Raw genomic sequence first — 22,743 nt, 5'->3', positions numbered from 1 at the left:
GATTCTTCACATTCGTTCAGAATGACTATTTCATTTCTCGATTAAACTTTTTAAACGATTGTTTTGTCTAATAAGCAATCTATTAATTATTTTGGAGAATTAGTGATGAAAATATATATTACCTTTTTTTGTTTGATAGTAGCCATTTTTTCCAATATCAAAGCCCAAGACTTGTATTTTCCACCTATCGTAATTGGTCAACCGTGGGAAACTCTAAACCCGGAGGACTTGGGTTGGAACATGGAAAAAATTCCACAGTTATATGACTATCTTGATGAGAAGAATTCCAAGGCATTCATATTGATTAAAGATGGAAAGATTGTCCTTGAAAAGTACTTCGGGAATTTTACTCAGGACAGCAACTGGTACTGGGCTTCAGCCGGCAAGACTCTAACCGCGACTTTAACCGGATTGGCTCAGGAAGAAGGGATTCTGAACATTAATGATAAAACTTCAAAATATCTTGGCGAGGGATGGACTTCCTTTGGCTCTGCGAATCAAATAGATTATGTTGATTGTGTTGATTCGAACAGTAATTGTTCCGTAGTTGAAATCGAAGGTGATGAACCCTACAAACTACCCAATGGAAATCCAAGTCCATTTAGCGCATTTGCAGACCCGTGTATTAGAAAAGATCCAAATAGTGATACCTTATGGATGGCATATTCATGGCCCAATTTTAAAATTAAAAACCAATTAGTTACTCCGGCAGTTGATATTCATTTGGCTTATTCATTGGACTCAGGGAATAAGTGGCATTTTAAGAAAAAACTATTTGAATCCCAAGAGATGCAAAATCCTGAAAATTCAAACCAAAATGGTTCTTATGACCACGAGACTATAAATTTTGTACCTTATCAAATAGCTGATGAAATTAGATGGGCTGGAGCAAGATTAAATTATTTCATTCCGGAAGGCAAAGGTTTTGGTGAAAGACCATATACATCATTGCATATTACCTTGTTTGATTCTAAAAGAATCGAAGATTTCAATGAAGAAAATTCAATAAAATTAGGTGGAAACATTTCAAAAAATGAATGGGGAATTGATTTATATTTGCCATCAATAATTCCTGATTTCCCAAGTAATTATCAATTTTGGAATGAACCGGCGCTTTATTTTGAAAATGGCATGCTATATTTAGTCTTAGTATCATTCGCATTTGACAATCAGTCAAAACCAGATTTAAGCAAGAGCAATGTTTATGTTTTCTCTACAGTACCAAATGGTGATATAAAAGAATGGATATGGAAATATAATGGAGAATTGATAGATTCCGAGCTGTCGTCAGAACTTGGTGGTGAGTCCGTTACGCAAACAGAAATTTCTACAACCCAAGATGGAAAGCTCATACTATTATGTACCCCAAAGATTTGGAACGAAAACATTAATGATTTCACACATAAAGGGTGCAAAATAATTGAAATTGACAATCTTGACAATCCCGAATTATCAAGATATGAGGATGGCGAATTAAAAGTATTAGCCGAGATAAATGCATCAGATGCCGGTCCTTCAGGAACTGCTGCAGCAGCTTATGACCCAAACTTAGCTAAGGGAGTGATATTCGGTAAAAGAGAGAAGGGAGAGAATCTAATTATCAGAGCAATGATTTGGAACACGGGGCTACACCCTTCTTCATCATTAAGCTCGCCGGGCAAAGAAGACCTAATCACTATTCGTCACCAACTTACTATGACTACAGGCTTGGATTATGATGTCGAAAATTCGGATTGCACAGACCCGGAATGCCTGAAATACAAAGCAGATGCAGGCTCGCAGTGGTACTATCACAATGCACCCTACACTCTGCTTGAAAGAGTAATCGAAGAAGCAAGTGGCGACAACTACAATCAATACTTTTTCAGAAAGCTGAGAAACAAAATCGGCATGAACGGTCTTTGGTTAAAAATCGGTTTTAATAATGTATATTTCAGTACACCACGCTCGATGGCTCGTTTCGGCTTACTAATGCTCGGCTCCGGTAATTGGGGCGAAACGGAAATCATTTCCGACAAGCAGTATCTAAGCGATATGATTAGCACGTCAAATGATTTCAATAAATCTTACGGCTATCTCTGGTGGCTCAATGGAAAAGAAAGTTTTATGATACCCGGAACTACAAAAGTATTCAGCGGCTCTGCAATGCCTGACGCTCCTGATGATGTTTATTCAGCACTTGGAAAAGACGGACAAATTTTGAACGTATCGCCAAGCAAAGGACTTATTTTAGTACGTATGGGCGAGCGTCCTGACGACCAATTCTTCATATCAACAATATTCAATAATGAAATTTGGAAGTATGTTAATGAAATAATGGATGGGGAAACAAGTGTTGCAGATGAAAGACAATTTATAGGAATCTCTCCCAATCCTGCATCGGGATACATCACAATCCAAACTTCGGAAGTTTCCAAGACTTCCGAAGTTTATAAGGTGCAGATTTTTGATATATTGGGAATTGAGCTTATGTCCGAAACAATTCATCCGATGACTGCCAGTCATCGGATGAATATAGAGAGATTGCCTAAAGGTATGTATTTCATAAAAATTGGTGATTATTTAGACAAGTTTATAGTGGTGGAGTAGTGAAAATTATATTACTAATGACTTTGCTATTAATACCTAATTCCATATTAGCTAAAGATATATGGATTTATTCTGATGATGGTGCTTGGTCTGATGGTATTATTGCATTTGAACAATTTTTAAATTATAAGGGGCTATCACACAAAAGGATTTATGCAGTGGATTTGAATAATTCTAGTGATTACTCATTGGCTAATGCTATTTGCTTTCCCGGTGGTTTTGCTTACAATTATAAATTAAAATTAGAAGAGCGTACTATTAATAATATAAGAAATTATGTAGAAGAAGGCGGTTCCTATATTGGTATTTGTGCAGGAGCTTACTTTGCTACTTCTTCTGTAGTTTGGGAAGGTATAGATTATTCTTACACGCTTGGATTATTTAAAGGCAGGGCTGTTGGTTCAATTCACGAAATTGCTTCTTGGGATAATTATTGTATGACCACAATCGTTTTAAATCAAAATAATTCGATTGTTACCGGTTTTGAACAAGAATATAATGTATTATATTATGGTGGTCCATATTTTGAGAGTAACGAAATGGACTTCGATGTTTTAGCTACTTGGAAAGATTATAATGAATATCCTTCTATCATTAATTTTAATTACAAGAAAGGGAAAGTGTTATTAATAGGACCACACCTTGAAATAGAAACAAATTCTGATAGAGATTCTTCAAGTTTTGCTGAAGAACTTGAAGATATCGAGTCTGATTGGGAAATATTGGGAACTATTGTAAGTTGGGTAATATCTTCGGAAACAAGCAACTCTAATAATAGCTCAAACAATTTGGGAATTTATCCCAATCCTGCATCGGAATATATCGAAATCAGGCAACCTACCGAAGGCTCAGAAGTTAAAATCTACAATACATTGGGCGAATGTGTTTTAACTGTAGAGACACGGCATGCCGTGTCCCTACAAAGAATTGATATTTCGCATCTTCCCGTCGGCTTATACTTCATTCGTATCGGAAATTATTCAGAAAAATTTATGGTGATAAGATGAAATTTATACTAATTCTGAAAATTATAGTAATTGCTGTAACGCAGATTACTTATGCTCAATCATGGGATGGAGCAATCAAAATCACATTGGGAGAAGAAGAGAAAGTGTTTATATACACTGATGACAGATGTGATGTTCTTGATTTGCCTGATGTGTATGCACATCCTATAAGAACACCTGACGGTATAATGCTTGTTTCAGGCAATGCACCTGACAATTATTTTATGTTTGGTGAAGATTTTAATTCACTCAAACGTAGTTGCGAGGCGGTTTTCATTTCCGGTGACAAGTGGGATGCTGATGATTTCCGGCATCAGGAGTGGATTACATCCGTATATAGCGAAGATGGCATTACGATACATGCTTTAGTTCACAATGAGTATCACGACCCATATGCAGAAAATTGCAAACCGGGAATTACAGATCCCTCAAATCCATGTTGGTATAATTTTATTAGTTATGCAAAATCTACAGATGGGGGCAGAACTTTTATACAACCCGAAAGCCCAAACCATCTTGTGGCAATGCTTCCATTTAAATGGAATGCTGCTGCTGTTGACCGTGGTTCGCCACCACCGCACGGTTACTTTGAACCGAGTAACATTGTCAAGCATAATGGCTATTACTATAGTTTAATGTTTGGAATATTATCCAACACTAATGCGAGTGTTCGTGGGACATGTATTATGAGAACTGATGATATTTCTGCTCCCGACTCATGGCGGATTTGGGATGGAAGTGGTTTTAATATTCCATTAATAAATCCTTATGCAAATCCACCTGCAGATTCCAGCGAATATTTGCCCGAATTTATTAGTTTTAGAAATATTAGAGATTTACGTGGCAGCTTGACATGGAATTCATATTTAAACCAATTTGTTTTAGTTGGCAGTGGCGTTCATCCTGTCGATGGGGAAGAGACTTGTGGGTTTTTCCTATCGCGGTCGGATGATTTAATTAATTGGACTAAGCCACAATTAATTCGTGAAACTATTTTTGGTTGGCAACCCTGCCATAGACAAACCCCCGACCAAGCCGCTCGAAACATTGTGCAAGAAGCATATCCCTCGCTTATTGACCATGACGCACCCGACATTAGTTTTACCTATGCCGATTCAACAGCATATCTATACTTTATGCAAAATATGGATAATTGGAAGCAAGGCGGTTGGGGATTGAGACGTGATTTGGTTCGAATTCCATTAACTATAGAGAAAGTTAATCCCTCAAATGTAGAGAAAAGAAACGAACCGAAATCCCAAATTTTAGTCTCTCCCAATCCGGCAAGCGAATATATTGAAATCAACCTTGATAGATGGACTCCGCCTTCGAGGTGGAGTCCATCTGAAATCAAAATCTTTAATACATTGGGCGAATGTGTTTTGACCGCCCTTCGACAAGCTCAGGGAACGGACTATGCGAGGATTGATATTTCGCATCTGCCCGTCGGCTTGTATTCAATCACAATTGGAAATTACGTGGAAAAATTTATGGTGGTGAGATGAAAAGTACTTTATTCATTTTGATTATTATATTAAATATCTCGGCACTAAATGCTAAGGAAAAGTATTTGATTGTAACTAATGAAAAATATTATAATAGTGAAATTTTGAACGAATTTATTGAATACCGTAGTGTGGATTTTAAAGTTGAAAAAGTATTAAACACTACTATTGGAGATATTTCTGAGGATTTTAGAAGTTATATAATGAAAGAAATTCCCGCGTATGTGCTTTTAGTTGGAAATTATTCAGATTTCCCGGCAAAAACAATTCCTTATCCTAAGCCTGTTGAATCTTACAATTATTGGGTTGCAGAGCAAGTTGATAGTTTATTCCGAATTACAATACCAATAGGGCTGTTCTTTGTTGAAAATGAAGTTGAGCTTGAGAATATGGTATCAAAAACGATTAGATTTGAACAGAATTCAGAGGAAATCCCCCAAAAACTATACACTCATTCAGGTAGTATTGAGCCGCTGCATCCATGGCCCCTTGACTTCAACGACGAACTATTAAATGAAATGTACGACTTGTTTTTTAAAAATAATGGTTTTTTACATCGGCATGAAACTTCATTAGATGAAACACCGAACGATGCAATAAGTGATGTACAAGCAATAAACAATGGAGTGAAATACATACTCTATCACGGGCACGGAAATATTCAGAAATGGACTTATGGAATGGGAGTACAAGGGATTGAATATTTGGTTAATGACGAATATTTTCCGATAATTTTTTCAGCATCTTGTTTGACCGGAACTTTCACCGGGAAAATTGGTGTTATGGAAGCCGAATGTTTTGCTACAAAAATGATAGCTTCAAAAAATGGTGGAGTTGCTTTTGTTGGTGCATTCAATGAATCAGGAAGGGGTCAGAACCCCTTGCTCAATGGTTTCTGCAAAGCAGTTAACGACAATGCAAATACAAGATTAGGGGAAGCACTTTTACACGCTTTTAACAGTCAAGAATTACCTGAAACGGCAATAAAATACTATCCACATGTAGAAGCTCCACTGTTTAATCGAGCAAGATTGCAGTTCCATTTATTTGGCGATCCGGCATTAAAAATCCATTATAGCAGTTCGAGTGTAAAAAACAATGATTTAACCGGTAGTGTTACAATCTCTCCAAATCCCGCAAGTGACTATATTGAAATTAGTTCCTCCTCTATCAACCCGACTGTTAACCGCAGGGTTGATGAAAGTTCAGACATCAAAATCTTCAATACATTGGGCGAATGTGTTGTGACTGTAGAGACACGGCATGCCGTGTCTCTACAAAGAATTGATGTATCGCATCTGCCTGTCGGATTGTATATCATCAAAATTGGTAATTTCGTCGAAAAATTTATGGTGGTGAGATAATAGAAAAATATGCTTTATATCCACTCATTTTTGCTGATTTATCGCTTTTTTTTCTATTTTTGTATATGATTATGATTTGATAAAGAAACATTGCAAGTAATTTAGAACAAAATAAGTAAAATTTACAAAGCAGAATATGAAAAGCAAAATAACACTAATAGCAATTATAGTTTTTGGGGCGCTCCCATTTTTACTCCTCGCCCAAACCGCTGATGAATATTTAGAACAAGGGATTGCAAAAGCAAAATTGGGCGATCATAGCGGCGCAATTAAATATTATAATAAGGCGATAGAGATTAGTCCGAATTCTTATGAAGTATATTATAACAGAGGGATTGCAAAATTCGAATTAAGGGATTATCCTGGTGCAATTTTAGATTATAACAAGTCTATTGAGATTAATCCAGATATTGCTATGGTATATGGCAACAGAGGTTTTGTAAAAAGTGTATCTGGTGATAATTTTGGTGCTATTTTAGATTACAACAAGTCGATTGAGCTTAATCCGAAAGATGAAATGGTTTATGGTAACAGAGGTATTGCAAAAGGCGCAATAGGGGACCATGCTAGCGCAATTTTAGATTTTAACAAGGTCATAGAGATTAATCCGAATAATACTTTGGCTTATAGCAGCAGAGGCGATGCAAGATGTGCATTAGGGGAGCATAGCAGTGCCATTTTAGATTATAATAAGGCTATAGAGATTGATCCGAATTTTGCGAATGCATATAATAACAGAGGTATTGCAAAACGTGTATTAGGAGATTTTCGCGAAGCAATTATAGACTATACCAAGGCGATTGAGCTAATTCCGAATAATGCTCAAACATATTTTAATAGAGGTCTAGCAGAGGTAGAATTAGGGGAACATGAAAACGCAATTTTTGATTTTAGCAAAGCAATAGAAATTAATCCAAATAATGCAATGGCATATTTTAACAGAGGGAATGAAAAATATAAATTAAAAGATTACAACGAAGCTATTTTAGATTATAACAAAGTGATAGAGATTAATCCGAATATTGCAACGGCATATAGTAACAGAGGTCTTGCAAAATATAAAATAAAGGATTACAGCGATGCCATGATAGATTATAATAAGGCTTTAGAGCTAAATCCGGATAATGCTGAAACATATTTTAACAGAGGTCTTGCAAAATTTAATATAAAGGATTACAGCCAAGCCATTTTAGATTATAATAAGTCAATAGAGTTAATACCGGAAAATGCTGAAGTATTATTTAATAGAGGGAATGCAAAACGTGCATTAGGCGACCTTCGCGGTAGCATTATTGATTATGATAAGGCAATAGAGTTGGTTCCGGATAATGATGAATTATTATTTAATAGAGGGACTGCAAAACTTGCATTAGGCGATCTTCGCGGTGGCATTATAGATTATGATAAAGCAATAGAGTTATTTCCGGATAATGCTGAACTATTATTTAATAGAGGGAATGCAAAACGTGCATTAGGCGATCATCGCGGTGGCATTATAGATTATGATAAGTCAATAGAGCTAAATCCGAATGATGCGAGGGTTTATAGCGTGAGAGGCATTGCTAAAGGTATGTTAGGGGATCATAGTGGCGCAATTTCTGATTTCAACAAGACGATAGAGCTTAATCCTAATGATGCATTAGCATATATCAGCAGAGGTGTTACAAAAGGTGAATTAGGTGATCATGTCAGCTCAATTTTGGATTTTAACAAAGCGATGGAGTTTAATCAGTATGATGCATTAGCATATAACAGTAGAGGTCTTGCTAAATACAATTTAGGCGATAATATCGGCGCTGTTTTAGATTTTGACAAGGCGATAGAGCTAATCCCGATTAATGTTGAAGCATATTATAACAGAGGGAATGCAAAATACAAATTAGGGGATTTCAACGGCGCAATTTCAGATTATAATGAGGCGATAGAGATTGATCCCAATAATGCCATACTTCTTTTTAACAGAGGGACTGTAAAAAACCAGTTGGGGGATCATCGCGGCGCAATATTAGATTTTAATAAGGGGATAGAAATTAACCCGAATGATGCAATGGCATATACCAACAGAGGTGCTGCAAAAAGCCAATTAAGCTTTAATCGCGGCGCTATATTAGATTTTAACAAGGCAATAGAGATTAATCCAAAATCTGTCGATTCATATATTTATAGAGGGATTTCAAAAAATAGTTTATCGGATTACAACGAAGCTATTTTAGATTTTAATAAAGCGCTTGACATTAATCCAAAATCTGTAGATGCATATATTAATAGAGGGAATGCAAAATATAGTTTAGCGGATCATAGGGCAGCAATTTTAGATTATAATAAGGCGATAGAGATTGATCCAAATATTGCAATGGCATATTCTAACAGAGGCCTTGCAAAATATGAATTGGAGGATAAAAAAGGTGCTTGCTCGGACTGGAACAAAGCCGGAGAATTGGGGTTTATAGATGCTTATAATTTGATAAAAGAATATTGCAAGTAACAAGTCTCTACTATGCTTTTGTCTGAACTATGATTTATTTGATTTGAATGATTTGTATATTTTCCCTCTGGTGTAACACCTGACGGGACAAGGAAACTTCTTGCGGTACTTGTATATTATAGATATATAATCGTTTCGCGATAAAAACATACCCCGAAGGGGTTATATATCTATAACTGTACATCCACGAGCCCAGACTCTTTACCCCGAAGGGGTTAAATCACTGCATTTTTCTTCATCACACTAATCACCCAAATCGCAAAAATCATAGTTCAGACAGAACAATTCATCCGATGACTCCCTCAAATTTGCCACAGCTTTAATCAACCAATTCATCTGAATACTCAAAGTCATCGGATGAATAAAAGAATTGAAGCGATTCTTCATCATCATAATCACCCAAATCGCAAAAATCATAGTTCAGACAGAACAATTCATCCGATGACTCCCATTCTGATGTCCCGTAGCTTTAATCATTTCAATTCAACGGAAGATTACAAGTCATCGGATGAATAAAGGAATATAATTAATAGTTCAGACAATCACTCAAATCACAAAAATCATAGTTCAGACAAAAACTTATGTTTAGACATACAATATTTTAAGATGATTTACGTTTATGATTTCAAATTTATTTGTGAAAATCGAGAAATTGAATGTATGTTAAGAAGTTTAAAAATGTTTACTAACAACAAGCTATGCTTATCATTATTTGCGTTTTTTATCCTTTTAGCTGTATCAATCTCTAATATTTACGCTCAAGCCCCGACCGGGAAAATCATTGTCGAAGTCAAAGGTTTCGAGAACAACAATGGTAAAGCTCGGCTACTTTTGTTTTCATCTAACGAAAAAAAGCATTTCCCAAAGGATAAGGATAAAGCTTTAAGAAAGAATGTTGTTCCCATCGTAAACAATCAAGTTCAATTTACCTACGAAAATTTGCCTTATGGAGAGTATGCCATTAGTGTTCATCATGACGAAGATGAAAATGGTAAGGTAAACACTAATTTTCTCAAAATTCCTAACGAAGGTTTAGGGTCATCAAATGATGCCAAAGGGTTTATGGGACCTCCATCTTTTGACAAAGCGAAAGTAATTTTAAATAAAGAAACAATTTCAATTACTATTAATATAGTCAACTAAAAAAATAAGGTTACAATGAAAAAAAAGAAAGTCATTATTGTTGGGGCAGGTCCGGGAGGACTTGTTGCCGGGATGATATTGTCTCAGAAACGATTTGACGTACATATTTACGAAAAGAAGGGTATAGTGGGCGGCAGGAACGGATTTATTCAGGCAGGTGAATATAAGTTCGACTTAGGTCCGACATTCTTTTTGATGAAGGACGTTTTGGAGCGAATCTTTACAATATGCAAGAGAAATTTGGATGATTATGTCAAAATCACTCAGCTTGACCCAATGTACAAGTTGGTGTTCAACGACAAGACTTTTGCTCCGACAACAGACAAAGAAAGGATGGTGCTCGAAATTGAAAGAGTTTTTCCCGGAAGTTCCAAAGGATATTTGCAATATATCGAAAGGGAACAAAAAAAATATGATAGGCTAATCCCTTGTCTCGAAGTCCCATACGGCTCGTTGACTGATTATTTCTCTCTGAGATTGTTGAAAGCATTGCCTTATCTGGATGGTCATTTAAGTTTGTTCGATGTGCTCGGTAAATACTTTGATGATGATTTTCTTAAAGTATGTTTTACTTTTCAAGCAAAATATATTGGAATGTCGCCATGGCAAGCGCCCGGACTTTTCAGCATATTATCTTTTATCGAGCATGGCGGCGGAGTCTTCCATGTAAATGGAGGATTAAATGAATTATCAAAAGCCATTGCTAAAGTTATTGAAGAGTGTGACGGAAAGATTCATTTATCCACAGGAGTCAAAAAACTGATAGTTGAAAACTCTGTCTGCAAAGGTGTTTTACTCGAGGACGGCAGCGAAGAAAAAGCCGATTACGTCGTTTTGAACGCCGATTTTGCACATGCAATGAAAAACTTGGTCGAACCGGCAGATAGGCGCAAATACACCGACAAAAAATTAAAAAAGATGAAATATTCATGTTCAACTTTTATGCTTTATCTCGGACTTGATAAAAAATACGAAAAGCTAAGTCATCATAATATCTTTTTTGCAAATGATTACAAGCATAATGTTGATGAAATTGTCAGTAATTCTATCATTCCGGATGACCCGTCAATTTATGTTCATAACCCAAGTATGATTGATGATTCATTGGCTCCTGACGGGAAGTCTTCAGTATATGTATTGGTTCCAATTGGTAATACAAGTGGTGGAATTGATTGGGCTGCAAAAAAAGAAGCATTTAAGGAAAAAATTCTAAATATCTTAGAAACTAAAGCGGGAATAAATGATATTAGAAATCATATTGAAGAGCTCAGAATAATCACGCCCGACGATTGGGAAAATCAAATGGACATTTACGATGGCGCCACATTCAATCTGGGACACAATATGGGACAATTACTGTATTTTCGTCCGCATAATGAATTCGAAGAGTTCTCTAATTGCTATCTGGTTGGTGGTGGCACACATCCCGGAAGTGGATTGCCTACTATTTACGAATCCGCCAGAATTTCGTCCGAATTAATATTAAAAAAAGAAGGGTTGAATTTATTTTCTTAAGTGTGAATTGAAATAATCATAAAATGCAAAGCAAATGAAGCAAAGCTATTTGAAGTATGATGATATAAACTTATTACTACATAAGCAGAGAGATTTCTTCGATTCGGATAAAACCAAAGAGATTTCTTTCAGAATTGATATGCTCAAAAAGCTTTATGCGATAATCGAAAAGAACGAAAATCGAATTATTGATGCATTGTATTCGGATTTACACAAAAGCATAACGGAGGCTTACACAAGCGAAATAGCTTACGTACTAAAGGAAATTGAGAACGCCATATCTTCGATTCGGAAATGGAACAAATCAAAGAAAGTGTGGACTCCACTAATCAATTTCCCTGCGAAAAGCTATTATTTTTACGAGCCTTATGGCATAGCACTTATAATCGCACCATGGAACTATCCTTTCGGGTTGACCATGAGTCCATTGATTGGTGCAATATCCGCAGGGAATTGTGCGATTCTCAAACCATCTGAAATTTCAGTTCATACAGCGGAGTTATTGTCCGATTTGATAAACAACAATTTCCCGCCCGAGTATATTAGAGTCGTCCAAGGCGATGCTGAAGTAGTTAAGTTATTGATTAATAAGCAAATTAATTATATTTTCTTTACGGGCAGTACGGTAGTCGGCAGAGAAATCATGAAATCAGCAGCCGAACATCTTATTCCGCTTACTCTTGAGCTCGGGGGAAAGAATCCATGCATTGTGGATAGTGAAATTGATATTGATGTAACCGCAAGAAGAATTATTTGGGGTAAATTTTTCAACGCAGGGCAAACTTGCATCGCACCCGATTATTTGTTAGTACATAATGATATAAAAGATGATTTTCTGAAAAGTTTGGTCAAAGCTATCGATGAATTTCATCCTGATGTGAAACCCGACAGTAAAGACTATTCGCATATAATTAACGAAAAGCATTTTAAAAGAATTTGCGACCTTATGGAAGACGGAAATATTTTGGTTGGTGGGCAAAAAGACGAAAGCAATTTATTTATTGCCCCGACTTTAATTACCGATGTTGACTATAATTCCAAGATAATGCAAGAGGAAATATTCGGACCACTTTTGCCAATAATATTCTATGAAAATTTATCGGATGTAATTCGTAAATTAAAAACGCTTCCAAAGCCATTGGCTTTGTACTTTTTTTCCAAAAATAATAAAAAACAAGACAAAATATTAGCCGAAACTTCGTCCGGTTCAGTATGTATCAATGGCACAATCCATGTAATCATGAATCAGAAGCTCCCATTTGGCGGAGTGGGGCAAAGTGGAATGGGCTCATATCACTGGCAAGCAGGTTTTGAAACATTCAGCCACCGGAAAACTGTTCTGAGGAAATTCTTCATATTGGATTTCAAAGCAATGTATCCTCCTTATAAAACAAAATTGAGCATATTGAAAAAAATAATTAATAGATTATATATTTTATAATATTAAAAAAATAATTCGAGAAATAAAATGTCAGAAAATAGTACAAAAAAGAAAGTCATAATAATTGGCGCCGGCTTGGGAGGGATTTCTGCAGCTATTATGTTGAAAATTAATGGCTATGATGTAGAAATATTTGAAAAAAATGAGAAAATCGGTGGAAAACTCAATACAATTCGAGAGAATGGTTATACATTCGATTTGGGTCCCTCGATTCTTACTTTACCGCAATATTTCAAAGTATTGTTTGAAGCTTCCGGCAGAGATATGAGTGATTACATTCCCATCCAAGAAGTCAGACCACATTGGAGAAATTTCTTCGAAGACGGCACAGTAATAGACTTAGACCCCGATATGGAAGTAATGAAAAAAGAGCTTGACAAACTCGGTCCTGATGCATACTCAGACTTCCGAAAGTTTATGGATTATTCGGAAAAACAATATGATATACTAGCTCCTGGATATTTCGACAGCGGACTCGATTCAACTTTCGACTTTATGAAATTCTACGATTTTTCAGCCGTTTTCAAGATAGATTTTTTCAGAACGATGCATGGCAGAATTGCCAAAATAATTAAAAACCCATATTTAATTGATATTTTTGATTATTTTATTAAATATGTAGGGTCATCTGCATATAATGCACCGGGATTTATGAATTTAATGCCAACAATCCAGTTCAGATATGGCTTGTGGTATGTACCCGGAGGAATGTATAACATTGCATTGGGCTTCAAAAAATATATGGATGAGCTTGGAATTAAAGTTCATTTTAATTCTGAGGTTTCTAAAATAGTGACTGACCAAAACAAGGTGAACGCAATCGAGGTGAATGGCGAAACGCATCATGCCGATATTATCGTTTCAAATATGGAAGTTATCCCTGCTTACAAAGATTTGCTAAATGAAGATGATAAATTTCTGGGTAAAATGGATAGATACGAGCCGTCTTGCTCCGGGCTTGTGCTTGACATCGGGCTCGATATTCAGTATCCACAGCTTGCTCATCATAATTTCTTGTATTCGCAACACCAAAAAGAGCATTTTGATTTAGTTTTTAATAAAAAAATGATGCCTACTGACCCAACAATTTATTTGGTGGATAGTTCTAAATCTGATCCAAGCGTGGCTCCGCCGAATTGTTCCGGATTGAAAATTCTCCCACATATTCCATATATCAACAAGGAAAATCCTTATACGATGGAAGATTATATTAAATTAAAAGACACAATTCTTATTAAACTTGAACGAATGGGGTTGACAGACCTTCGTAAACATATAGTATATGAGCATTTACTCACTCCAATTGATATTGAAAAAATGTATAATTCAAACAAAGGCTCAATTTACGGAGTCGTTTCCGATTTCAAAAAGAATTTTGCTTTTAAATTACCTAAAAAAAGCAAAAAATATTCAAATCTGTACTTTACGGGCGGCACAGTAAATCCCGGAGCCGGAATGCCAATGGTTTTACTTTGCGGGCAAAACGTTTGCAAAGCAATTATCGAGGATGAGAAAAAGAATGGAAATTAATTCTATAATTTTACTCGCAATAGCAATTCCATCGTTTCTGTGCGGATTCTACTTTCTGTACAGAATCAAGCTATGCAGAGATTATAATTTGAATTCTTCTAATCAAAAAATTGCTATAATTATTCCTGCTCGAAATGAAGAACATAATATCGGAAATTTGTTAAGTTCTATAAATAATCAAACTTATAAAGTTGACGAAGTGATTGTGGTAAATGACAGCTCGACTGATAAAACGAAAGAAGTTGCGGAAAGCTTGGGGGCAATAGTGTTGGAGTCCGACCAATTGCCGGAAGGATGGAAGGGTAAACCCTGGGCTTGCTGGCAAGGGTCGCAATTTTCATCTGCCGATATTTTTATTTTCCTTGATGCAGATACCATTATCGAGCCTGATGGATTGAAAAAAATCGTTGAGTCATATTTATTTGAGCTACAAGAATCCGAAAATACGAATGGAGTTGTAATGTCAATAGCACCTTTCCACAAAATTGAAAAGCTCTACGAGGAATTTTCTGCAATATTTAATATCATAATGGTCGGCTCTATGAATGCATTTACACCGTTTAAAAGTAATCAGCCAACCGGATTGTACGGTCAATCACTCATTATCAGTAAAAAGAATTATTTTGAAATTGAGGGGCACTCCTCAGTGAAAAATAAAATACTCGAAAATGTTTTTATGGCTCAGAAATTCCGAGAAAAGGGTACGCGATTGGTTTGCTTGGGTGGCAAAGGCTCGCTATCGTTCAGAATGTATCCCGACGGGTTCAGAGCATTGATTGACGGTTGGACAAAAGCATTTGCCTCGGGTGCAGGTCAAGCCTCGTTATCAGCTTTATTGACCAGCATATTATGGATTTCAGCCGGATTTATGATAAGCATAAAACTACTTTTCGACTTATTTGCTGGCGATTCAGTCATTTTGTGGCTCCTTTTATACGTTGCATATTCACTTCAAACTTATTGGATGCTACGACGTTTGGGTAGCTTTAGTTTCCTGACGGCATTGCTTTTTCCGGTTAATTTAGTCTTTTATGTAATTGTTTTTTCACGCTCATTGTATTATCTGATTTCCAAAAAGTCAATTAATTGGAAATCGAGAAATGTAAATTCATGATGGAAATAAAATGCTAATAGAATTGCCAATTGTTTGGACGATAATAATTAATATAGTTTTGTGGTTTATAATTCACATGTCCTTTGCGTATATTATCACAATTTTGCCCGCTTCCTCAATAAATACTAAGCTTTGGATATATAAAAAGCGAGATTGGGAGCAAAATGGTAAAATTTACGAAACTTTATTCAATATAAAAAGCTGGAAAGGGCTGCTCCCGGACGGTGCCGCTTTGTTCAAGAAAGGATTCAAAAAAAAGAGCATGGCAACAAAGGACAGAGACTACATGAAACTTTTTATGATAGAAACCTGTAGGGGAGAGTTTGTTCATTGGCTTGTGATACTTTTTTCGCCCATATTTTTCATATGGAATCCCTTGTGGGCGGGCTGTGTCATGATTGTTTACGCACTCATCGCAAATTTGCCCTGCATCTTAGCCCAGAGATATAATAGAATCAGATTCGCAAGAATACTTGCAGATGGTCGAAATTAAGTAACATACCAATTCATCCGATGACTCCCACCTAAATGTGCCACAGCTTTAATCAAACCAATTCATCTGATGACTGCCAGTCATCGGATGAATAAAAGATTTAATTAAAAACCACAACAACACCAATCCGATTGTAACCGATGTAAAATTTATAATCAAGATTTGATATAAGCGAATTCTTATTATTATATGCTTTAACCGCTCTGTGAAACATATCATTACTTTCATTCAATAGTAAAATTGCCATCAAATCAATCGCTACTGTTAATTCAATAATCAATAGAGCCACGGTAAAATTATTAAAAATACTGTTTCTTCTGGGAAGCTCTTCATATGTATAGGTATGACGATTGGAATATAAATCCCAAATCGAATAAATAGCAACGCCGGTTAAAACTGTTCCACCGGCAAGAGAGATATAGCCCCAAGTTTTATAATTGCCGTATGATTTCACTAACTTTTGCGAACTTGGATTTGCATAAAGTAAGTCTCTGATTTCACTTTTTGAGTGCTCCGTGTCGCCCAAGTAATAGCTGTTGCCCCAAAACGAATACTCAACTCTGATAGTGTCGGTCACATTTTGAGCCAAAGTTTGCCCTGCCGCAAGAAATGAAATCAACATTGTGATTGCAAGAGTGAACTGTTTGAATACTTTTGTCATGTTTTAGTCCTAAAATTTTTGTAAAATTAATTGATATTTTTTGTCCCGTCTTTGTATTAACTTACGGAACATTACAATTCATCCGATGACTCCCACTTTGATGTGTCACAGCTTTAATCAAACCAATTCATCTGAATAGACCAAGTCATCGGATGAATAAAGAATTAATTAAAAACTACAACAACACCAATCCGGTTGTAGCCGATGTAAAAATCATAGTCAATATTTGATGAAAGCGAGTTCTTATTATATGCTTTAATCGCTCTATTAAACTTACTATTACTGTCAAGCAATAGTAAAATTCCGGTTAAATCAAGAACTACAGCGATAGCTGCTGTAATATTAAATCTTGTTGCATCATAACCGTAGCTTTGATTTTCAAATGGAGAGCGACCACTGCTATGCCCCATCATCAATCCGTCATAAATTGTATAAGCTGTTAATATTAATCCTGTCGTAAGAGTAATATTGCCCCATATTTTATAACTGGTGGAAGATTCCATCAAGTCCTGAGTACTTAAGTTGCGATAAAGAATGTCCCTGATGTCATCTTTATATTGCTTTGTGTCGCCCAAGTAGTAGCTGTTGTTCCAAAACGAATACTCAACTCTGATTGTGTCGGTCGCATTTTGAGCCAACGCTTGCCCTGCCGCAAGAAATGAAATCAACATTGTGAAAGCAAGAGTGAACTGTTTGAATACTTTTGTCATATTATAGTCCTAAATAATTTATGTTCATTTTATAATTTACGAATCTACGAAAAAATTTTCTTTATAGTCTCAACTATGATTTTTTTGATTAAAATGATTTTTATGATTATGTATTTATTTGTTTGTCTGCTTCCTAATCACATTTAATCATTCTAATCATATAAATCATAGTTCAGACAGCAACAATTCATCCGATGACTCCCACCTAAATGTGCCACAGCTTTAATTAAACCAATTCATCTGATAGTACAAGTCATCGGATGAATAAAAGACGAAAATCATAGTTCAGACAGCAACAATTCATCCGATGACTCCCTCAGATTTACATCTGCTTTAATTAAACCAATTCATCTTAATACTCCAGTCATCGGATGAATAAAAGACCAAAATCATAGTTCAGACAAAAAAAAAGACTGCCCAAATATTGAGCAGTCTAAATTTATAGAAAATCTATCAGGAGCTATTAGACCCAGCCTCTTAATTTGCATGCTTCGGCAACTCTTGAAACTGAAATCAAATAAGCAGCGTCGCGCATGTAGATATTGCGTTCGCGAGCCAAATCTGCTACTGCATGATAAGCGTGTGTCATCTTGCTGTCTAATTTTTCCAAAACTTCTTGTTTTGTCCAGAAATAATTTTGGTTGCATTGTACTTGTTCAAAATACGAACATGTTACGCCACCTGCATTAGCCAAAAAGTCAGGAATCATCCAAATGCCGCGTTCGTAAATTACTTTGTCGGCGTCGGGAGTTGTAGGTCCGTTTGCACCTTCGGAAATCATTTTAACTGTAGGTGCTATTCGGTTAACTGTTTCAGCATTAATTTGATTTTCCAATGCAGCTGGAATCAATATATCAACTTCTTGTTCAATCCATGCATCGCCGGGAAGAACTTCGTAGCCCAATTCAATAGCTTTTTGGCGGTCAATTTCGCCAAAACGATTTGTGATGTCGAGCAATTCTTGCAAATATAGCCCTGACATTTTGCGATAAGTATATGCTTTCTTTTCGATATTGTCCCAACTCGAAACGGCGATTGCTTTGCCGCCATATTGAGTATAGAGGTTAATAGCGTATTGGCTTACATTACCAAATCCTTGGAAAGATGCTGTAGTGTTTCTAATATCAATGTTCATTTCTTTCAAAGCTTCACGGACAGTATAAATCACACCATATCCTGTAGCTTCGGTTCTACCCAAAGAACCGCCCATACCCAAAGGCTTACCTGTAATCAAACCGGGAGCTTTGTAGCCGACCATTCTTTCGTATTCGTCTAACATCCAAAGCATGTGCTGCCCGTTTGTCATTACGTCAGGTGCCGGAACATCTTGCAATGGACCAACATTTTTGGCAACTTGGCGAATCCAACCGCGGCAAATTGCTTCTTGTTCGCGTAGTGAGAGGTTGCGTGGGTCGCATATTACGCCACCCTTACCGCCGCCCAATGGTATATCAACAACGGCAGTTTTCCAAGTCATCCACATTGACAATGCTCTCACAGTATCAATAGTTTCTTGTGGATGGAATCTGATGCCGCCTTTTGCAGGTCCGCGAGCATCGTTGTGTTGGCAACGAAAGCCTTTGAATACCTTGTAAGAGCCGTCATCCATTCTGATTGGAATGTTAAAATGGAACTCTCTGTCAACATTTCTTAATAAATCGCGGGTTGCTTCATCTAACTGAAGTTGTTCAGCTATGGCGTCGAACTGATGTTGCGCCATATTGAAGGGATTGAATGATCCTTCTGACATAATCTGCCTCGAAAATTTAATCTTACAATTTAAGAACTCGTTTTTTACGAGTTACAACAATTTATTGTACAAAAGTACGAAATTTTATGACAATAAGTCAAATTAAAATTAACAAAAAATCATAAAAACTTGCATTTTTATGTACGAAAAGTAACAAAAAAGTTAAATTTTGGAGCAAATCATCAAAATAAAATAAAATCGGGTGGAAAATCTCTATATAAAAATGTATATTTTTACAATAAGTTGATTTATATGGATAATATTATCAGAAGCCTTGAAGAACGTGCCAAAGAGCTAAATTGCTTATACTCTATTGAAGAAATTTTGAACTCGAATCGAAGTTCGGAAGAAATGATTTTCGCTATATTAGCCATTATCCCGTCAGGTCTAAGATACCCCGAATTGTGCATGACGAAAATCACAATTGCGGACAAGGATTATACTTTGACCGATTTCTACGAAACTGAATGGTGTCTGAGTTCTTCAATCAAAGTTCATAACGAAGTTTTTGGCAGTCTGAATGTATATTATTCGCAACATTTGCCGGAGTTGGACGAAGGTCCTTTTTATAAAGAAGAGAAAAAATTACTGAAAACTATTGCCGAAAGGTTTGCTCATTATTTGTTCTTCACCAAAATGAAGGTGATTTTCGACGAATTGTCTCATTCAAATGGTGATAACAATAATCACAGACGCCCGGAATGGGAGGTAATCTTGGATATGCTTAAGCGTACCGACCAAAATCTCTTCTCGATTTTATCTCGCAAAATGCTGAACCATCTTTACTGCAAAGGTATCAAAGAATCTTCAGATATGTTTGAAAAGCTCGGCTCGAAATTGGATTATGATTTAACTTCGAGCGATTTTCTTAATCGCCCGACTAAAAAAACTGTACTGCAACAGTCATTCAAGCTCGGCAACGAAATTTTCGAAATTGCTGCAAAGTATTTCAGCGACAATGATATTATGCAAAAAATTCAGAAATGGATAAATGAGGAAAAATCGCATCATCTTGTAAAATTATTAGCAAGCCAAAATTCCCCTTTAGCGGATGTAGCTGATGCTATCAGGCGCTACCATCAGGTCAATCCAACCTATGATTTGGGGCTAACACCCACCAGACAAGGTATAATCGTAGCTCTAATCAGACGATTCCTGAATGACCAACTCGAATTTATTGACATTGCCAAAAATTACCTCAATATTCAAGATTTTTATTATCTGCTCCAAAAGATGATTTTCCCACCGGAAAGTCACGGCAAATTGGGTGGTAAAGGTTCCGGCTTATTGCTTGCCGGGAAAATTATCGAGAAGGCGACTGAGTATTCGAACGTTATGTCGGGAATTAAATTTCCCAAAACATGGTATATTACGTCAGACGGTTTGATGAATTTCATGTACTATAATAATATGGAAGACATCATTGAGCAAAAATATCGTGATATCGAAGAAATTCGCCAAGAATATCCTCATATCATGCAGGCTTTCAAAAACTCGCAGTTTTCATCAGAGATTTTAAACGGACTTTCAAGGGCTTTAGATGATTTTGGAGACAACCCGATTATTGTTCGTAGTTCAAGCCTATTGGAAGACCGCATGGGCTCAGCTTTTGCCGGAAAATACAAATCACTTTTCTTGGCAAATCAAGGCAGCAAGCAACAACGACTCGATGAATTGGTTGACGCAATTGCCGAAGTTTATGCTTCCACTTTCGGACCCGACCCGATTGGTTACAGAACTGAACGTGGATTACTCGATTTCAACGAGGAGATGGGGATTTTGATTCAAGAGGTTGTGGGGACAAAAGTCGGCAAATATTTCTTCCCGGCATTTGCAGGCGTAGCTTTCAGCAATAACGAATTCAGATGGTCGCCCCGAATCAAGCGAGAAGACGGCTTGATTAGGATGGTAACAGGACTTGGAACTCGTGCTGTAGATAGAATCAGCCAAGATTTTCCATTATTGATAGCTCCGGGGCAACCGGATTTGAAAGTAAACCAAACTTATCAGGAAATTGTCGGTTATTCGCCTAAACACATTGATGTTATGAATTTGGAAACAAATTCTTTTGAAACTATTCCAATCAAGACACTATTGAAAGAGGTTGGAAATAAGTATCCTATGTTGAACGAAATATTTTCGATTGTCGAAGAGCGTCGCCGAATCAAAAGACCTATGGGACTTGGAATTGATACCCGTAAAGACGATATAGTTGTGACTTTTGAAAATTTGGTTCACAACAAAAAGTATATCGAAATGATTAATGCGGTTCTGCTCGAACTCAAAAGCAAATTGGGCACACCTGTGGACATCGAATTTGCCTGTGACGGCAAGGATTTATACTTACTGCAATGCCGTCCGCAATCATCTTCAGCAGAAGCCCAATCGGCTGTTATACCGAAAGATGTTGACCCCAAGAAAATTATCTTTACTGCCAACCGATTCGTTTCAAATGGGAAAGTCCCGGACATTGCTCATATTGTTTACGTTGACCCCGAAAATTATGGAAAAACCAAAGAACTTGAACATCTGAACGATGTAGCCCATGCCGTCAGTAAATTGAATAAACTTTTACCCAAAAAGACATTTATACTGATGGGACCCGGTCGTTGGGGTACTCGTGATGATATCAGACTTGGAGTGAAAATCACATATTCGGATATTCACAATACTGCAGTTTTGATTGAAATTGCAAAACAAAAGGAACAGTATGTACCGGATTTATCATTCGGGACACACTTTTTCCAAGATTTGGTTGAAGCGGGTATCAGGTATTTGCCATTATATCCTGGTTCGAAAGATGTGATTTTCAAACGCGATTTCTTCATGAAAAATGAAAACACTCTAACGCGATATTTGCCCGAATTTGAGCATTTAAATAATGTTTTGAGAGTAATCAATGTGCGGGAAACCACAGGTGGCGGTATTTTGAGATTACTTATGAATGCTGATGATGACTTTGCGATGGCATTGTTGACTGACCCGACTACCACTGCTAACTATACATCCGGCAATATTTCCTATTCTGCATTAAAGAGCGAATCCTCTGCCGAAGAAGCTTTGCAATGGCGTAAACGCATGGCTGAAAGCGTCGCTCTAAAGCTTGACCCAAAGCGATTCGGTGTGAAAGAAGTCTATTTGTATGGAACTGTTTTTAATGAAACAGCTACTTCAAACTCCGATATTGATTTATTAGTACATTTCGATGGTAATGAAGAACAATACAAGGAACTAAAAGTTTGGTTCGAAGGTTGGAATCACTGCCTGAGCCAACTGAATTATAACCGTTCGGGATATTCTATCGAAAATTTCCTCGATATTACATTCATTACAGACGATGAAATAAAGGAACAAAAGTATTATTCAGACTTGATGGAACCCGCAAATCATACTGCAAAGAAATTGCAATTGAAAGCATATTCGAGTTCTTAACGAT

Annotated in this window: 16 protein-coding genes; 13 read left to right on the top strand and 3 right to left on the bottom strand. The window is 36.5% G+C overall.

The genetic code is table 11. The features are described 5' to 3' along the window. The first annotated feature begins 105 nt into the window (after positions 1-105). The 12 genes from M9949_07165 to M9949_07110 all read left to right on the top strand — a co-directional run bounded on the left by M9949_07165 (position 106) and on the right by M9949_07110 (position 16,186). Positions 106-2,589, top strand: coding sequence for a serine hydrolase (locus M9949_07165; protein MCO5251186.1), 2,484 nt, complete (start codon positions 106-108; stop codon positions 2,587-2,589). After that, on the top strand, positions 2,589-3,596 hold the full coding sequence (locus tag M9949_07160; protein MCO5251185.1) for a BPL-N domain-containing protein: 1,008 nt from the start codon (positions 2,589-2,591) through the stop codon (positions 3,594-3,596). Before M9949_07165 ends, M9949_07160 begins: the two co-directional genes overlap by 1 nt. Then, a complete protein-coding gene (locus M9949_07155) occupies positions 3,593-5,101 on the top strand; it encodes a T9SS type A sorting domain-containing protein (GenBank protein MCO5251184.1) in 1,509 nt (502 codons plus the stop codon). Before M9949_07160 ends, M9949_07155 begins: the two co-directional genes overlap by 4 nt. Next, positions 5,098-6,465 carry a C25 family cysteine peptidase gene (locus M9949_07150; protein ID MCO5251183.1) on the top strand — a complete coding sequence of 456 codons (1,368 nt, stop codon included), beginning with the start codon at positions 5,098-5,100 and terminating at the stop codon, positions 6,463-6,465. The genes M9949_07155 and M9949_07150 overlap by 4 nt, the downstream gene beginning before the upstream one ends. Before the next feature lie 136 nt (positions 6,466-6,601). Further along, positions 6,602-8,950 (top strand): tetratricopeptide repeat protein, encoded by a 2,349-nt coding sequence (locus M9949_07145; GenBank protein ID MCO5251182.1) that lies wholly within the window; start codon positions 6,602-6,604, stop codon positions 8,948-8,950. A 357-nt stretch (positions 8,951-9,307) separates the two neighbouring features. Continuing rightward, complete coding sequence (locus tag M9949_07140) at positions 9,308-9,466, top strand: hypothetical protein (protein ID MCO5251181.1); 159 nt, start codon at positions 9,308-9,310, stop codon at positions 9,464-9,466. 162 nt (positions 9,467-9,628) lie between these two features. Further along, positions 9,629-10,093: a DUF2141 domain-containing protein gene (locus tag M9949_07135; protein MCO5251180.1), complete on the top strand. Its 465-nt coding sequence runs from the start codon at positions 9,629-9,631 to the stop codon at positions 10,091-10,093. A 15-nt stretch (positions 10,094-10,108) separates the two neighbouring features. Then, a complete protein-coding gene (gene crtI, locus M9949_07130) occupies positions 10,109-11,608 on the top strand; it encodes a phytoene desaturase family protein (GenBank protein MCO5251179.1) in 1,500 nt (499 codons plus the stop codon). Positions 11,609-11,642: 34 nt separating this feature from the next. After that, positions 11,643-13,049 (top strand): aldehyde dehydrogenase, encoded by a 1,407-nt coding sequence (locus M9949_07125; GenBank protein MCO5251178.1) that lies wholly within the window; start codon positions 11,643-11,645, stop codon positions 13,047-13,049. A gap of 27 nt (positions 13,050-13,076) precedes the next feature. Further along, entirely contained in the window at positions 13,077-14,579 is a 1,503-nt protein-coding gene (gene crtI, locus M9949_07120) for a phytoene desaturase family protein (GenBank protein MCO5251177.1), read from the top strand. Then, positions 14,569-15,693, top strand: a complete 1,125-nt coding sequence (locus tag M9949_07115; GenBank protein MCO5251176.1) for a glycosyltransferase — start codon at positions 14,569-14,571, stop codon at positions 15,691-15,693. The genes crtI (M9949_07120) and M9949_07115 overlap by 11 nt, the downstream gene beginning before the upstream one ends. 10 nt (positions 15,694-15,703) lie before the next feature. Further along, on the top strand, positions 15,704-16,186 hold the full coding sequence (locus M9949_07110) for a glycosyl-4,4'-diaponeurosporenoate acyltransferase (protein MCO5251175.1): 483 nt from the start codon (positions 15,704-15,706) through the stop codon (positions 16,184-16,186). A 100-nt stretch (positions 16,187-16,286) separates the two neighbouring features. On the opposite strand, the gene M9949_07105 is transcribed toward M9949_07110, so the two are convergent. From M9949_07105 to M9949_07095, 3 genes are all read right to left on the bottom strand, one after another. Next, positions 16,287-16,847, bottom strand: a complete 561-nt coding sequence (locus M9949_07105; protein MCO5251174.1) for a hypothetical protein — start codon at positions 16,845-16,847, stop codon at positions 16,287-16,289. Positions 16,848-17,011: 164 nt separating this feature from the next. Continuing rightward, the gene (locus tag M9949_07100; protein ID MCO5251173.1) at positions 17,012-17,557 is read right to left on the bottom strand and encodes a hypothetical protein; all 546 of its coding nucleotides are present in this window, start codon (positions 17,555-17,557) and stop codon (positions 17,012-17,014) included. 463 nt (positions 17,558-18,020) lie between these two features. Beyond that, entirely contained in the window at positions 18,021-19,307 is a 1,287-nt protein-coding gene (locus M9949_07095; protein MCO5251172.1) for a Glu/Leu/Phe/Val dehydrogenase, read from the bottom strand. A gap of 252 nt (positions 19,308-19,559) precedes the next feature. Between M9949_07095 and M9949_07090 the strand changes: the two genes are divergently transcribed. Further along, positions 19,560-22,739, top strand: coding sequence for a nucleotidyltransferase domain-containing protein (locus tag M9949_07090; protein MCO5251171.1), 3,180 nt, complete (start codon positions 19,560-19,562; stop codon positions 22,737-22,739). Positions 22,740-22,743: the final 4 nt, after the last annotated feature.

Source organism: Candidatus Kapaibacterium sp., from assembly GCA_023957315.1.
Classification (GTDB): domain Bacteria; phylum Bacteroidota; class Ignavibacteria; order Kapaibacteriales; family UBA2268; genus PGYU01.
Note: the sequence above shows the minus strand (reverse complement) of the source record. Positions and strands in the feature narration are given on the sequence as shown.

What these genes read in the sequence shown, in the direction of transcription:
- M9949_07165 (MCO5251186.1), top strand. Translation starts at nt 106, where the DNA reads ATGAAAATATATATTACCTTTTTTTGTTTGATAGTAGCCATTTTTTCC.
- M9949_07155 (MCO5251184.1), top strand. Translation starts at nt 3,593, where the DNA reads ATGAAATTTATACTAATTCTGAAAATTATAGTAATTGCTGTAACGCAG.
- M9949_07150 (MCO5251183.1), top strand. Translation starts at nt 5,098, where the DNA reads ATGAAAAGTACTTTATTCATTTTGATTATTATATTAAATATCTCGGCA.
- M9949_07145 (MCO5251182.1), top strand. Translation starts at nt 6,602, where the DNA reads ATGAAAAGCAAAATAACACTAATAGCAATTATAGTTTTTGGGGCGCTC.
- M9949_07140 (MCO5251181.1), top strand. Translation starts at nt 9,308, where the DNA reads ATGAATAAAAGAATTGAAGCGATTCTTCATCATCATAATCACCCAAAT.
- M9949_07135 (MCO5251180.1), top strand. Translation starts at nt 9,629, where the DNA reads ATGTTTACTAACAACAAGCTATGCTTATCATTATTTGCGTTTTTTATC.
- crtI (MCO5251179.1), top strand. Translation starts at nt 10,109, where the DNA reads ATGAAAAAAAAGAAAGTCATTATTGTTGGGGCAGGTCCGGGAGGACTT.
- M9949_07125 (MCO5251178.1), top strand. Translation starts at nt 11,643, where the DNA reads ATGAAGCAAAGCTATTTGAAGTATGATGATATAAACTTATTACTACAT.
- crtI (MCO5251177.1), top strand. Translation starts at nt 13,077, where the DNA reads ATGTCAGAAAATAGTACAAAAAAGAAAGTCATAATAATTGGCGCCGGC.
- M9949_07115 (MCO5251176.1), top strand. Translation starts at nt 14,569, where the DNA reads ATGGAAATTAATTCTATAATTTTACTCGCAATAGCAATTCCATCGTTT.
- M9949_07110 (MCO5251175.1), top strand. Translation starts at nt 15,704, where the DNA reads ATGCTAATAGAATTGCCAATTGTTTGGACGATAATAATTAATATAGTT.
- M9949_07105 (MCO5251174.1), bottom strand. Translation starts at nt 16,847, where the DNA reads ATGACAAAAGTATTCAAACAGTTCACTCTTGCAATCACAATGTTGATT.
- M9949_07100 (MCO5251173.1), bottom strand. Translation starts at nt 17,557, where the DNA reads ATGACAAAAGTATTCAAACAGTTCACTCTTGCTTTCACAATGTTGATT.
- M9949_07095 (MCO5251172.1), bottom strand. Translation starts at nt 19,307, where the DNA reads ATGTCAGAAGGATCATTCAATCCCTTCAATATGGCGCAACATCAGTTC.
- M9949_07090 (MCO5251171.1), top strand. Translation starts at nt 19,560, where the DNA reads ATGGATAATATTATCAGAAGCCTTGAAGAACGTGCCAAAGAGCTAAAT.